Here is a 14,658-nt window from a genome sequence, read left to right on the forward strand (position 1 = left end):
TAACTTAATATGGCGGCATAGCCAAGTGGTAAGGCAGAGGTCTGCAAAACCTTTACCACCGGTTCAAATCCGGTTGCCGCCTTTCTTTTATGCCGATGTGGCGGAATTGGCAGACGCGCACGACTCAAAATCGTGTTCCTTCGGGAGTGTCGGTTCGACCCCGACCATCGGTATCGGTTAAAAGACGAGTGATCGTCTTTTTTTTATTTGTTTTTATCTTCAATTAAACGTGAATATACAGTAATATCAAGCGTTCCTACTTTGTGGGGACGCTTTTTTGTGTTCAAATTAATGTTAATTTATCACCTAATACGTTAATTCTTATAGGTTAAGGTAATGCCTTCTAATCGCATGTAGTAGGTTTAATTCACTAGAGAAAGGTAAGAGAAGTTATATTTTGGTAGGATTCTCGTGTTTATTTGCTTTATATAGTAGACAGATTAGTTGTAACTTCTTGTTTACAGCCTGTTTTTGCAGGTGGTGGTCTAACTGGTGAAACAATACTTAATACATTACCACCATCGGGACACTGGGGTAATTATTTAAGTGATTATTCTATGTTTGCTAGACCATCTTGGAGACAGTCAGAACTTGACGTAGGTAAGGGATATCCTGATTATGATGACCAAGTTGCTTTTAAAGATAGAGAAGAAGTTTCAAAGGTTACAAAAGGTAGTACAAGACCTGATTTTTACACAGAGGGTCACAGCTTAGAAGTGAAAAATTACGACTTGTCTACCTCGTCAAAAAGAAGTAACCTAGTTAGAGTTATTGTTAAACAAGTTAATGATAGGGTTGATAATTTACCTATAGATACAAAGAAAACCGTCATTATTGATATACGAGGGCAAACTGTTCCTGAAGATGCTTTATTTGATATTGTAAGAAAAATAAGAGAAAAGTCTAAAGAAACACCAGAGGTAATATTTAAGCGAGAGGATTGATATTAATGGCAGTAGGATTTAAAGTAGATATATTTTTCTATGAAACAGGACACCCTGATTTTTTACATAGCTTTTTTTCAACAATGTCATATCATACAGAACCTGAAGGTTGGGGCACTAAATACCCAATATTAATGAAGAATTTATATTTTGACAAGTTAAGTTGGGAAGACACAGAGGAAGCACTTCAAAATGTAGAGGAGATAAGAGAAGTTTTAAGCACATTACCTTCGGCAGAAGTCATTTGGGATATTGAGGACGTGGAAAGACAGCCACCTTGGGGGAATAAAATCCCTGATAAAATAACTAGTTTGGCAAATTATCATGCTACTCCAACAGGTACAACTATCTTAGATTTACTAAGCAATGCTTTAAAAGTTGCAAAAAGAAACAAAATTGATGTAACAGTTTCAAATCTAGGTAAATAAATCGTGCTGAATATTTTAGAGTTTTCTTTGAGGGATTTTATAAAAAGAGAGCTTCTGGCTTACGTGATTTTGAAGAAGAATAATCAATTATGAATAAGTTATTTCATAAATATACTAACGACTTAGATTTACAACAACCTATATCATTAGAGAATATCACTTCAATTGAATCTAACGGAGGTAGTAAAAGTTATGTTTGATTTTTTGAAAAATTGTGTTGTAGCTGATGAAAGTATAAAATCTGACCAAACACCTATTTTCTATCCTTTAAAAAGTGAAGAGATAGAGGAAGCAGAAGATTTATTAAAAATGAAATTCCCTAAAGAATTGAAAAATTTTTATAAAGAAATTGGTTATGGTTTTTTAGAGGCATCAAGTAAGTTCTTTTTTAACAGATTTATGGACCCCTTTTCTGTTGTGGATTTTCGTTTGAGACAAGATATCTATGAATATAACCCTAATATAGATGGTGTAGACGATGAAGAATCATTAGTGTTTTTTGAAGTGACAGAACTTAGCTTTTTAACAATTAAATTTAAGCAAGCGAATGAATTAGGTCAATGCCCTATTTACTCTGAAGATGAGAAAATAGCGGATTCTTTAGAAGAATTTTTAATTAAAATGGGCGAAAATCCTGACTATTATATCTAATGAAAGAATCAATGAACACCTGAGTTTCAGAGTTGAACGTGTAAGTCTTTAGCAAAGTTCTAAAATAACTGACAGGAGTTAGTAACATGGACGCAAAGGTTTCAGAAATTCTAAGAATGTTAGACAATTATGAGGGAAATGAAAAAGAAATTTTTGAACAGATTCAAGCTGAAGCAATGGTGAAATTTATATGTGGAAAAATCTGATTTTAGAAATTGAAGATATACTGAAAAGTGTTAACTTTAATCTAAACACACCAGCAACAGATACTGAAGTTCATAGATTAAGAGAACACGTGAAAGAGAAATTTAATGTCGATTTACCGAGTGAATTTGAGGAGTTTATTAAAAACGTAAATGGTTTAGATTTTAATGGGCTGGTGATTTATGGAGTTGACCCTTCTTTACTAGACACAGAAAGGGACGAACTAATTAGTGGACTTATAGACACGAATGAGATTTGGTATGAAAATGAATTTCAAAAAGAGTATCTTTTCTTTGGGGATTCAAATATTGCGTGGTTTTGCAAAAAACTTATCAGACGGTACTTATCTAGAACTTGATAAACCATCTGGCACAGTGATGAAAACATATAATGATTTCAATACAATGCTTGAGGAAGCGTTAAAAATAACCCTTCTGTAATAGGGGTATTAAGAAGAACAAAAAATCTATTTGAAAGAACAGTTTATTTATCTGATACGACTCAAGAGCGAAGAGTATTTCTTTTTACCGAGTGAAACTTTGGAAGAAGAAACAGCTCTGTTATATAAACAACAGTTAAAAGCTATTAAGGAATTAGAGCAAACTGCGAAACAATAAAGGGATAAAAATGAACATTCATTTTTATCCCTTTATATAATTTCATTACTTTATAGAGTATCTCTCCACCCGGGTGACATGAAGTTAAATCCGACACCACCAGTAGATATTAGCACATTATCAGCTGTTAATTTCGTAATTTCTAAAAACTTTTTTTCAAACTTTTCTCTGTTGTACTTGTACATAGCTGAGTGGCACGACCACATTTGCGTTGAAGTACTCAACCAGTCCCCTAATTCCTTTAATTCAGGAAACGACTCAAATTGAATTGGTTCATCTAATTTCATGAATCTCACTTGATAGATAGTTGGGTTTAACTTCTCTCCTATTCCTTTAAGACCATGTGCTTTTTTCTCATTTGAATGTGCCATAATTTTCCCTCCATTTTCCCTTCAAATTTTTCCCTATTTTAATTATACAGCAATAGAAAGAAAATATGGGAATATTATGGAAAACGGTATCAGCGATATAAAAAGACTCTAACAGAAATGTTAGAGCCTTTTTTGTTAAATTATACTATGTGCTTCTAAAATTCGTAATAAACGTAGGAATTCATGTATAATATAACTTGTCGAAAGAACAAAATGATAGTAATTTATATTATGTCTGTAATATGAATCAAAAATGAACTTTTTATATTTCTTTTAAAAATGTGTTGAATACACATTATATTTTATATTAATATTTTTATGTAGATTTAAAACGGGAAAGAGAGTGGAAAGTATGGGCCGTAAATGGAACAATATTAAAGATAAAAAAGCATCAAAAGATGCAAATACAAGCCGTATATACGCAAAATTTGGACGTGAAATTTATGTGGCAGCAAAACAAGGCGAGCCAGATCCTGAATCAAACCAAACGTTAAGAGTTGTATTAGAGCGCGCGAAAACATACAATGTACCAAGAACAATTATTGATCGTGCAATTGAAAAGGCAAAAGGCGGTTCAGAAGAAAACTATGACGAGCTTCGTTATGAAGGCTTTGGACCAAATGGATCTATGGTGATTGTAGATACACTTACAAATAACGTAAACCGTACTGCAGCAGATGTACGAGCTGCATTTAGCAAAAACAGTGGTAACATGGGCGTAAACGGTTCTGTAGCTTACATGTTTGATGCGACAGCTGTTATCGGTCTTGAAGGTAAAACATCAGATGAAGTTCTTGAAATTTTAATGGAAGCAGATGTAGATGCACGTGACATTCTAGAAGAAGAAGATTCTGTTATCGTGTATGCTGAACCTGATCAATTCCATTCAGTACAATCTGCACTTAAAGATGCTGGTGTTGAAGAATTTACAGTTGCAGAATTAACAATGCTTGCACAAAATGATGTAGAACTTCCTGAAGATGCTCAAGCACAATTTGAAAAAATGGTTGATGCATTAGAAGATTTAGAAGATGTACAACAAGTTTACCACAACGTAGACTTAGGAGAATAATAAGACAGAAGATCCTTTCGTTTAACGAATAGGGTCTTTTTTGTGAAGTTAATTAAGATGCTGAATTATTAAAGGTGTTTTGTTGTAAGTAGGGAATATGGTTATAGATTGTACATGAAATAATTGTATTTCTAGGAGGCATTTTTATGGCGCATAAAACACCAAAACATATTGTTGCCGTATCAGGTTATTTAACAAATGAAAAGAATGAAGTACTTTTAGCAAAAGTGCACTGGCGAGCTGATACGTGGGAAATGCCTGGAGGACAGGTAGAAGAAGGAGAAGCCCTCGATCAAGCTGTTTGTAGAGAAATAATGGAGGAGACGGGCTTAACGGTGAAGCCAATTGGAATTACAGGAGTGTATTATAACGCTTCTATGCATATTTTAGCTGTTGTCTTTAAAGTAGCATATGTTAGTGGCGAAATAAAAATTCAACCTGAAGAAATAAAAGAAGCCAAATTTGTTGCTTTAAACGAAGAGAACATTGATGAGTATATAACGCGTCCACATATGAAATCAAGGACACTTGATGCGATGAAAGCGACGCAGTTCATTCCATACGAAACATGGGAAGTTCAGCCATATAATCTTATAGGAAGGCTGTAACGTTTAGGTTAGTTATTTGAGGACACCTCAAATTGCTAACCTTTTCTTTATGTATACTGTTTCAGAAAAAGGTCACAATAATAAAGTGTAGTCTATTAATGAGTGGGAGAAGTTCTACTGTCAGCCAATAGCGAGACAGTATGAAAGCTAGTATTGATTTAAGGAACGTTTGTTCTGTATAATAGTGATATATCGTATATACTTAGATTGCTAGATGTTTAAAAGTATAAATTTATAAATGATATAGTAAAAGAATAAAGTTAAATTAAGCTTTTTTTATGAAGATAGTTATAGCGCTCTTAATTCTTTTTCTGTTACTAATTATTAAGGGGAGTCCTACTGTCTGCCTATAAATAATGTATATTCAACATTTCATATGAATAGTAGATAAAAAAGGACTGTGATACAATACATTTTTACACCTTACAATGTTGTAAGGTACGTGTAAGAGAAATCGATGGGATATTCTTTTACAACAATGTATTCTTGAGTTAAGAGTTATATATGCTGTGTGGAAAAGAGGTGTTCGAGATGAAAGAACGAGTATTATCTAGAGTGAACTATCATCAAAAAGTTGCATTAAATCCATTAACTAAATTTTTTTATAAAGCCATTATATTATTATTATTGTTAAGTTTTGCATTATTATTCGTTGGAAATGTAATGATTGAGCGAAGTGATATTAGTAAATTACATGTACCTGCTAATTTAGAGGTGCCAGAATCATTAACACACGCATTTATTGCGACGGAAGATAAAAGATTTTATCATCATAACGGTTTAGACTATATAGCGATTATCAGGGCGTCTATTGAGAATATAAAAGCTGGTGGTGTTGTGCAAGGAGGAAGCACGATTACACAGCAGTTATCTAAAAATGCTTTCTTATCTAATGAACGTACATTTTCTCGTAAGTGGAAAGAAATTTTTTATACGAAAAAGATTGAACGTACATTCACAAAGGATGAGATATTAAAATTGTATGTAAGTAATATTTACTACGGAGAAGGCGCATGGGGAATTGAAAAAGCAGCAAACCTTTACTTCGGTAAAAAAGTGGATCAATTAACACTGGCTGAAAGTGCAATGATGGCTGCTGTAGTAAAAGCACCGGCTTATTACTCACCTGCACAAAATTATGATAAAGCAGTTGAGAGACGGAATGTAGTTTTAAGGTTAATGGAGAAAGAAGGGTATATAAATCATGATGAATATGTGCAAGCAGTTAGTGAGAAACTAGTAATTCGTCATGATATAAAAACAGAGCAATCCATGTTAAAAAATGCCCGTGAAAAAGCAGTAAGTTAAAAGAAGTTCCTACGTAGGAGCTTCTTTTTTTTGAATAATTTGTGACAAAAGACGACACAATATTGTCACAAATGTTGTATTTTTGTAATTTATGTGAGCGTGTTCATTGCGTGACGTATATAAGTGTTGATATTATGTGTATTGTGTACAATGCTGTATACAGAATATGAATTTAAAGAGGAATGTATATGAAATCAAATAAACTCATGGTTCTTGGTGTAGTTTTTTCTATCGCAGTATTGATTGTAATTGGAACAATTGCGTATAGCATCATAAATGACAAGAAAGATAAAGGGAATGAGATGTTTGCTTATTCTACGCAACAATCTCTAGGGAAAGATGATGCTCCAGTTAAGGTAGTTGAGTTTGGAGACTTTAAATGTCCAGCTTGTCGTACTTGGGATGTAACAGCATTACCACGATTAAAAGAAGAGTATATTGATAAAGGTAAAGTGCAGTTATATTTTATTAACTTCCCGTTTATCGGAAAAGACTCTGATTTAGGTGCAGCCGCTGGTGAAGCGATTTATAAACAAGATCAAGATTCATTCTGGATTTTCTATGATGAGATTTATCAAAATCAAAAGAAAGATACGGAAGAATGGATTACAGAAGAATTACTTCTTAATATTGTGAAAGAAAAGCTTCCGAAAATTAATGTAGAACAGTTTAAAAAAGATTTACACAGTAAAGAAATGAAAGACAAAGTACGTAAAGATTCAGATCGTGCTCAAAAATTAAAAGTTCAAGGTGCTCCTTCAGTATATGTAAATGGAAATCTTGCAAATCCTGATTTCGATAGTATGAAGAAGGCAATTGATAAAGAATTGAAAAAGTGATGAGTTATCTCATCACTTTTTCGACTTTTTTCGATAAAATTCTTGCTTCGTATTTTTTTACATGCTATACTACTTTACATAAGTTATTTTAATATCTTATATTTATTTCATATTTGCGGGTGTAGTTTAGTGGTAAAACAAGAGCCTTCCAAGCTCTGGTCGAGAGTTCGATTCTCTTCACCCGCTCCAAATTTTATTTAATGTTTTTCTAATAAATTGTGATCAACGCAGTGTTTCGTTTCTAAGATAAACGAGGCATTGCGTTTTTTAATGTTTGAAAAGCGTAATTGTATGCGAAAATAGAAGTAAAGAATAGTATTCCAAAAGTGAATTACTAACCAATATAGTCGTTACATAAGGGATGGATTCATCGGAGGAGGCGATAAAGAATGGATTTTGAACAATTAAAGCAAGAAGTAATTGCGTATAGTAAAACGATTGGTATAGATAAAATAGGGTTTGCTAGTGCATCACCATTTGAGGAATTAAAGCAACGATTAATCCAGCAGCAACAATTAAATTATCAGTCTGGATTCGAAGAGCCTGATATAGAGAAGAGAACGAATCCACAGCTTTTACTACCTGGTGCAAAATCAATCATTGCGATTGCTTTAGCGTACCCTTCAAAATTAAAAAATGCACCATTAAGTAAGCGTGGAGAGCGCCGCGGGATTTTTTGTCGTGCTTCGTGGGGACAAGATTATCATCTCGTTTTACGAGATCGTTTGCAAAAGTTAGAGGCGTATTTAATCGAGAAACTTCCGGATATAGAAGTGAAATCAATGGTCGATACAGGTGAACTAAGTGATCGAGCTGTATCAGAGCGTGCCGGTATTGGATGGAGTGGTAAGAACTGCGCTATTATTACGCCGGAATTTGGTTCGTATGTATACTTAGGAGAAATGATTACGAACATCCCATTCCCTCCGGATCAGCCAATAGAAGATCAATGTGGAAGTTGTACGAAATGTATTGATATTTGTCCTACAGGTGCTTTAGTACAGGGAGGACAGTTAGACTCGAAGAAATGTATCGCATTTTTAACACAGACAAAAGGGTTTCTGCCTGAAGAATATCGCGATAAAATAGGAAACCGTATATATGGATGTGATACATGTCAGACGGTTTGTCCAAAAAATAAAGGAATGGATTTCCACAATCATCCTGAAATGGAGCCTGACCCTGAGTTAGTTAAACCGTTATTAACACCACTTTTAACAATTAGTAATCGTGATTTTAAAGAGAAGTATGGAATTATGTCTGGTTCATGGAGAGGTAAAAAGCCATTGCAACGAAATGCTATTTTAGCACTTGCACATTTTAAAGAAACAGCAGCAATTCCTGATTTAATCGGTGTTATGAAAGATGACCCAAGGCCAGTACTTCGCGGAACAGCAGCATGGGCACTTGGGAAAATTGGCGGAGATGGAGTAGGCGAAGCAATTGAAAAAGCGATGGAACGTGAGAAAGATGAAGAGGTTCTTCATGAAATGAATCGTGGGCTTGAATTGTTAGCACAGAAAAAAGAGTAGATAATATCTCCCTTTTTCATATTGTAATATGGGAGGGAGACGAAATGGTTGTAAAAGCGAATATTGAAAAGCAAGTACAACAGTTTTTAGCATATATCACAGAGAAACGAACTGACGTGGATGGTATTGCTGAAGATTTATTACGAATGGTACAGAGAAAGAAACAATTGTTTCAAAAACGTAGTGCAGATATAGTGAAAGCAACTGCCGATATTTCTTTCATTAGACAATTAAATAGTAGTGAGCATCAAGAAATTGATTATCAGGTACACTTTAAATATTTAATTAAGCATAAAGAATTATTTTATATCGAAGAGGAACAATTAAAACGACGAGTTTGTCTGAAAAACAGTCGTGTAATAGATGATTATGCTCTTGAGGTGTCAGAAGAAATAGGGATAGGTGAAAAGTTAGAACGAGAAGTCACGAAAGAAAAATACGGTTCATATCAATATAATCGTTTAGAGGCAGTGAAATATGCAGAGCGTTGGTGGGATGATCGCAATCCCGCATACCGTAATTTCCCTGATAATTGTACAAATTTCATTTCACAATGTCTGCACACTGGAGAAGTGCCAATGAACGGACATCCTAACATTCGTAAAGGGTGGTGGCAAAGGGGAAACCAATGGAGTTGGAGTTGGGCTGTAGCACACTCTTTTTATTGGTATTTGTCAGGTGCTACAACAGGGCTTCGGGCAGAAGCGGTAGAAAAGCCAGAAGACCTAATTCTTGGCGATGTAATTGCGTATGATTTTGAGGATGATGGTAGGTGGAATCATACGACAATTGTAGTAGCAAAAGACGCAGATGGTATGCCGCTTGTAAATGCACATTCAGCGAATAGCCGTCAGCGTTATTGGAATTATGAAGACTCTAGTAAATATACACCGCAAATGAAATATAAATTCTTTCATATTATTAATGGGTAGAGATTTTTCGTTCAAGTGGTATAATACGTAGTAGACAAAAAATAGAGGTGAATATCGCGTGGGAGTACATGTTGTTTTATATCAACCAGAAATTCCAGCAAATACAGGAAATATTGCACGTACTTGTGCAGCAACTGGAACAGAATTACATTTGATTAGACCGCTTGGATTTTCAACGGATGACAAAATGTTAAAGCGTGCAGGATTAGATTATTGGCAGCACGTAAAAGTTACGTATTATGATTCAATCGAAGAATTTTATGAAAAAAATAAAGATGGTGAATTCTTCTATTTAACAAAGTATGGCGAGAAAGCTCATACAGCATTTGATTATAGCAAACGTGAGAAGGATTACTATTTCGTGTTTGGAAGAGAAACAAATGGATTACCAGCTAATGTAATTGAAGAAAACTTCGATCATTGTTTACGTATTCCAATGACGGATAAAGTACGTTCATTAAATTTATCTAATACAGCAGCAATTTTAATTTATGAAGCGTTCCGTCAACAAAATTATCCAGGATTAGATTTAGAAATCGTTTATTAAAAGTCGCCATTTGGCGACTTTTTTATTTTTTTTAGAAAATATGTAACCATACATTTTAAAAAAGCTACATATTCATATAGAATGAGGTATATGAATAAAAATAGATAAGACGGGTTGAGATAAATATGAAGGAACAATATAACAATCAAAATACCTTTTTAAGTATGATAGATATGGATTTAGTAAGACAGGGACTACTACATGCTATTCAAGATTTAGTGTTTATTGTGAAAGTTATTGATGATGAAACTTTTAAATATATTTATGTGAATAAAATAGGAATGGATTATGCCAGGCTAGGAAAAGAATGTTATGGAAAAACTTTTGCAGAAGTATTACCAGAAGATACGGCAAGGATATTACAAGGACAATATGCAAAAGTAATGAGAGAAGCGAAAGCAAATACATTTTGTGATGTAATTAGTTTGCCAACTGGTAATATACATTATGAATCTTTACTTAATCCAGTATGTGATGTAAATGGAATATGTCAGTTTATTATTTGTATTACTAGGGATATTACAGCACAGGTTAAGGAAAAAGTGGAAATAGAAGAAAAACAAATGTTATTTAAGTCATTACTAGAATATAATAATGACTCCATTGTATCTGTAAATTCTATTGGGAGAATTATATATGCAAATCCAGCAACATATGAAATATTTGGATATCGATATGAAGAACTAAGTAATCAATTTGTTTTTCAGTTTATAAATAAGGAATATGAACAAGCTTTTCAAACCATATTTAAGGGGGCTTTACAGGGAAGAGCAAAACAAATTGTTGCAAAGAAGTATATTCATAAAGAAGGATATGAACTTTATATTTCCGTTAGGACAATCCCTATTATTGTGAATAGTGAAATCGTCGGGGTGTACATAGTCACGAGGGATGTTACAAGGCAAGTATTAAATGAGATGAAAACAGAATATTTGGCTTACTTTGATCAGTTAACGGGGTTAATGAATAGAATATCATGTACAAATAAACTAAATGAATTTTTAGCTGAGAATAAAAAATTCGCATTGCTTTTTATAGATTTGGATGAATTTCACCTTATTAATGATACATTTGGTCATAAAGAAGGAGATCAAGTCTTAAAAAAAGTTACTGAATGCTTACGAGACGTAAAAATAGAAGATATGCATTTATTTAGAGAACATGATGATCAATTTGTTATGTTAATAGAAAATATAACGAGAGAATGCGTAGAGGAAGTTGCACAAACAATACTAAAAAAAATTAGTGGGCATTTTGTACTAGAAGAAGAGGATGTTTATTTGAGTGCATCAATTGGGATTGTAATGGCCCCAGAAGATGGAATGGATGAAAAAATACTTTTCCAAAGGGTCGACGCAGCTTTGGAAAAAGCCAAGGAAAAAGGAAAAGGGTATTATCATTTCTATTGTAGTGGATTAGATTGTGAACGTGAACAAAGGTTTATAATAGAAAACCAGTTACATCGTGCTATAGAAAAAGATGAATTTTTCCTATATTATCAACCTCAAATTAATATTGAAACGGGAAAGATAGCCAGTATGGAAGCCTTAATAAGGTGGGAGAATAAGGAGCTAGGATTGGTCTCGCCAAATCAATTTATCCCACTTGCTGAAAGAACAGGATTTATTATTAAACTTGATGAATGGGTAGTACATCAAGTGTGTAAACAAATACATGAATGGTTAAATAAAGGATATGAGGTTGTACCAATTGCAGTTAATATTTCAGCTAGACATTTTCGTTCTATTACATTAATAGAGATGATTACACGCGCTTTAAATAAGTACAATGTACCGCCTCATTTATTAGCAATAGAAGTTACAGAAGGAGCCCTTATACATAAAGATTTATCGAAAAGAGTGTTATTACAGTTAAAAGAACAAAACTTAAAGATTCATTTAGATGATTTTGGAACGGGATATTCATCTTTAAGTTATTTGAAAACATATCCAATTGATACGTTAAAAATTGATCGTTCTTTTATGGAAGGTATATACAGAGATGAAAGAGATACGAATATTACGGCTGCAATTATTCATTTAGCACATACTCTAGGATTAAATGTAATTGCAGAAGGAGTAGAGAAAGCGGAACAAATACAATTTTTAAAGGAAAAGAATGTGAAACTCGTACAAGGTTATTTTTATAATCGTCCTTTATCGATATACGATGTGGAAAATATTTATTTTAAATAGTTTATAAAAACAAGAAAAAAAGTGATGTGCTAAATAGCACATCACTTTTTATGTGTACCTGGTTTATCGTTGTAACCAGATGTGAAAATAGCTGTAAGAAATGTGAGTGATACACCTAAAATTAATAATAATTTCATACTAATTTCCTCCTTACTTTTTCGGTTTACGAATCCTATTTGTGAATCGAAATGTATGTAAGGTTCCTAGAAGAAAAGAATTTATTTACAATGAATAGTAGCGTGAAAACGTTAATACCCTTATTATACAGAATTTTCTTTGAATTTTGGAGAGAATTTTATAGAGCTATTATATATTTCGTTTTGATTTAAAGAATGTTTAAGGACATCCTAGCATACCTTTTATAATAATCCGATTGAACAAGGAGATGGGGGAGGAGCTATAATGGATATTCTAAAAAAGATTGAACAGCATCGAGCAGCAGAAGAACGTTTACAATGGGAAGGTACGTTTGCGGAGTATTTGGAGCTTGTGAAAGAAAGACCATGGGTGGCTCAAACAGCACACTCTCGCATTTACAATATGATAAAAGATGCCGGAATTGAAGAAGTTGATGGTAGAAGAAAATATAATTTCTTTAGTAATCAGCTGTTTGGATTAGAGGATGCACTAGAGCGTCTTGTCGAAGAATATTTTCATCCATCTGCAAAACGATTAGATGTTAGAAAACGTATTTTATTATTAATGGGTCCTGTTAGTGGTGGTAAATCAACTTTAGTTACGATGTTGAAACGAGGATTAGAAACATATTCACGTACAGATCGTGGAGCTATTTTTGCGATTAAAGGCTGCCCAATGCATGAAGATCCATTGCATTTAATTCCGCACCATTTACGTGATGACTTCTTTGATGAGTATGGAGTAAGAATTGAAGGGAATTTATCACCATTAAATGTGATGCGTTTAGAGCAAGAATATGGATCAAGAATTGAGGATGTAGTTGTAGAGCGTATTTTCTTCTCTGAAGATCGCCGTACAGGGATTGGTACATTTAGTCCGTCTGATCCAAAATCACAAGATATTGCCGATTTAACAGGTAGTCTGGACTTTTCTACGATTGCAGAATATGGTTCAGAATCAGATCCTCGTGCATATCGATTTGATGGAGAATTGAATAAGGCGAACCGAGGTATGATGGAATTCCAAGAGATGTTAAAATGCGATGAGAAATTTTTATGGCATTTACTATCGCTTACGCAAGAAGGGAATTTCAAAGCGGGAAGATTTGCGCTTATTTCAGCAGATGAATTAATTGTAGCGCATACGAATGAAACAGAGTATCGTTCCTTCATAGCAAATAAGAAAAATGAAGCATTGCACTCAAGAATTATTGTAATGCCAGTTCCGTATAACTTACGAGTTAGTGAAGAAGAACATATTTATGAAAAAATGATTCGTGAAAGTGACGTGTCCAATGTTCATATTGCACCGCATACACTTCGAGTTGCAGCAATGTTTACCATTTTAACTCGTTTAAAAGATCCGAAGCGTCCGGATATTGATTTAATTAAAAAGATGCGTTTATATGATGGAGAAACGGTAGAAGGTTATAATGCAATTGATGTAGAAGAATTGCAACGCGAATATCAAGATGAAGGTATGAAAGGTATTGATCCTCGTTATGTTATTAACCGAATTTCTTCTACAATTATTCGAAAAGAGGTACCATCTATTAATGCACTAGATGTACTTAGATCGCTAAAAGATGGGTTGGATCAGCATCCATCAATTAGTAATGAAGATCGAGAGCGTTATATGAATTTCATCTCATTAGCGAGAAAAGAATACGATGAAATTGCTAAGAAAGAAGTACAAAAAGCGTTTGTTTATTCATACGAAGAATCAGCTAAGACACTTATGGATAATTATTTAGATAACGTTGAGGCGTACTGCAATAAGTCGAAATTACGTGACCCATTAACAGGTGAAGAAATGAGCCCAGATGAAAAATTAATGCGCTCAATTGAAGAGCAAATTGGAATTTCAGAAAATGCTAAGAAAGCATTCCGTGAAGAAATTTTAATTCGAATTTCTGCTTATGCCCGTAAAGGAAAGCGCTTTGATTATAATTCACATGAACGCCTTCGTGAAGCGATTCAGAAAAAACTATTTGCTGATTTAAAAGATATAGTGAAAATTACAACATCAACGAAAACGCCAGACGAAAATCAGCTTAAGAAAATCAATGATGTTGTTGCACGCTTAATTGATGAGCATGGATATAATTCTTCATCTGCGAATGAATTGTTACGTTATGTAGGTAGTTTGTTAAATCGATAGTTTGATAACAAAACGCTGTCTCTTGTTTTTTGCGGGACAGCGTTTTATTATCCGCTCATATGTGTATAACGTGTCATACCTTGTCCAAATATAATAAATTAAGATGCAATTT

General features: G+C 33.6%; 14 protein-coding genes, 3 tRNA genes and 1 pseudogene. 17 read left to right on the plus strand and 1 reads right to left on the minus strand.

Translation table 11 applies throughout. The annotated features are described in order from the left end of the window. The first annotated feature begins 11 nt into the window (after nt 1-11). The 7 genes and pseudogenes from BAU27_RS23530 (at nt 12) to BAU27_RS32440 (ending at nt 2,844) form a co-directional block, all read left to right on the plus strand. Nucleotides 12-82: transfer RNA gene (locus tag BAU27_RS23530), tRNA-Cys, on the plus strand. Between the two features lie 9 nt (nt 83-91). Then, nucleotides 92-173 (plus strand) — tRNA-Leu (locus tag BAU27_RS23535). 246 nt (nt 174-419) lie between these two features. Continuing rightward, nucleotides 420-944 (plus strand): hypothetical protein, encoded by a 525-nt coding sequence (locus BAU27_RS23540; RefSeq protein ID WP_254798002.1) that lies wholly within the window; start codon nt 420-422, stop codon nt 942-944. 5 nt (nt 945-949) lie between these two features. Then, nucleotides 950-1,372 carry an immunity 70 family protein gene (locus tag BAU27_RS23545; RefSeq protein ID WP_071772130.1) on the plus strand — a complete coding sequence of 141 codons (423 nt, stop codon included), beginning with the start codon at nt 950-952 and terminating at the stop codon, nt 1,370-1,372. 192 nt (nt 1,373-1,564) lie between these two features. Continuing rightward, nucleotides 1,565-2,023 (plus strand): SMI1/KNR4 family protein, encoded by a 459-nt coding sequence (locus tag BAU27_RS23550; protein ID WP_012261693.1) that lies wholly within the window; start codon nt 1,565-1,567, stop codon nt 2,021-2,023. 190 nt (nt 2,024-2,213) lie between these two features. Further along, a pseudogene (locus BAU27_RS23555) lies at nt 2,214-2,667 on the plus strand (YrhA family protein). A gap of 30 nt (nt 2,668-2,697) precedes the next feature. Beyond that, entirely contained in the window at nt 2,698-2,844 is a 147-nt protein-coding gene (locus tag BAU27_RS32440) for a hypothetical protein (RefSeq protein WP_165616011.1), read from the plus strand. Between the two features lie 50 nt (nt 2,845-2,894). Here the strand turns inward: BAU27_RS32440 and BAU27_RS23560 are convergent, their stop codons facing one another. Then, nucleotides 2,895-3,215 carry a DUF3884 family protein gene (locus BAU27_RS23560; protein WP_071772131.1) on the minus strand — a complete coding sequence of 107 codons (321 nt, stop codon included), beginning with the start codon at nt 3,213-3,215 and terminating at the stop codon, nt 2,895-2,897. 352 nt (nt 3,216-3,567) lie between these two features. On the opposite strand from BAU27_RS23560, the gene BAU27_RS23565 reads away from it, so the two are divergent. The 10 genes from BAU27_RS23565 to BAU27_RS23610 all read left to right on the plus strand — a co-directional run bounded on the left by BAU27_RS23565 (nt 3,568) and on the right by BAU27_RS23610 (nt 14,546). After that, nucleotides 3,568-4,287 carry a YebC/PmpR family DNA-binding transcriptional regulator gene (locus BAU27_RS23565; protein ID WP_071743856.1) on the plus strand — a complete coding sequence of 240 codons (720 nt, stop codon included), beginning with the start codon at nt 3,568-3,570 and terminating at the stop codon, nt 4,285-4,287. A 146-nt stretch (nt 4,288-4,433) separates the two neighbouring features. Beyond that, nucleotides 4,434-4,895, plus strand: a complete 462-nt coding sequence (locus BAU27_RS23570; RefSeq protein ID WP_071772132.1) for an NUDIX hydrolase — start codon at nt 4,434-4,436, stop codon at nt 4,893-4,895. A gap of 531 nt (nt 4,896-5,426) precedes the next feature. Continuing rightward, nucleotides 5,427-6,203: a transglycosylase domain-containing protein gene (locus tag BAU27_RS23575; protein WP_071743854.1), complete on the plus strand. Its 777-nt coding sequence runs from the start codon at nt 5,427-5,429 to the stop codon at nt 6,201-6,203. A gap of 188 nt (nt 6,204-6,391) precedes the next feature. Beyond that, nucleotides 6,392-7,042 carry a DsbA family protein gene (locus tag BAU27_RS23580; RefSeq protein WP_071743853.1) on the plus strand — a complete coding sequence of 217 codons (651 nt, stop codon included), beginning with the start codon at nt 6,392-6,394 and terminating at the stop codon, nt 7,040-7,042. A 115-nt stretch (nt 7,043-7,157) separates the two neighbouring features. Beyond that, nucleotides 7,158-7,231, plus strand: a tRNA-Gly gene (locus BAU27_RS23585). A gap of 200 nt (nt 7,232-7,431) precedes the next feature. Then, nucleotides 7,432-8,574 carry a tRNA epoxyqueuosine(34) reductase QueG gene (queG, locus tag BAU27_RS23590; RefSeq protein ID WP_071743852.1) on the plus strand — a complete coding sequence of 381 codons (1,143 nt, stop codon included), beginning with the start codon at nt 7,432-7,434 and terminating at the stop codon, nt 8,572-8,574. 44 nt (nt 8,575-8,618) lie between these two features. Continuing rightward, nucleotides 8,619-9,506: an amidase domain-containing protein gene (locus BAU27_RS23595; protein WP_071743851.1), complete on the plus strand. Its 888-nt coding sequence runs from the start codon at nt 8,619-8,621 to the stop codon at nt 9,504-9,506. A gap of 58 nt (nt 9,507-9,564) precedes the next feature. Further along, nucleotides 9,565-10,053 (plus strand): tRNA (uridine(34)/cytosine(34)/5-carboxymethylaminomethyluridine(34)-2'-O)-methyltransferase TrmL, encoded by a 489-nt coding sequence (trmL, locus tag BAU27_RS23600; RefSeq protein ID WP_000538149.1) that lies wholly within the window; start codon nt 9,565-9,567, stop codon nt 10,051-10,053. Between the two features lie 125 nt (nt 10,054-10,178). Next, nucleotides 10,179-12,248, plus strand: a complete 2,070-nt coding sequence (locus BAU27_RS23605) for a sensor domain-containing protein (protein ID WP_071743850.1) — start codon at nt 10,179-10,181, stop codon at nt 12,246-12,248. Nucleotides 12,249-12,650: 402 nt separating this feature from the next. Next, nucleotides 12,651-14,546, plus strand: coding sequence for a PrkA family serine protein kinase (locus BAU27_RS23610; protein ID WP_000353273.1), 1,896 nt, complete (start codon nt 12,651-12,653; stop codon nt 14,544-14,546). Nucleotides 14,547-14,658 lie beyond the last annotated feature (112 nt).

Origin of the sequence: Bacillus sp. NH11B (genome assembly GCF_001884205.1) — a bacterium.
Lineage (GTDB): Bacteria > Bacillota > Bacilli > Bacillales > Bacillaceae_G > Bacillus_A > Bacillus_A proteolyticus.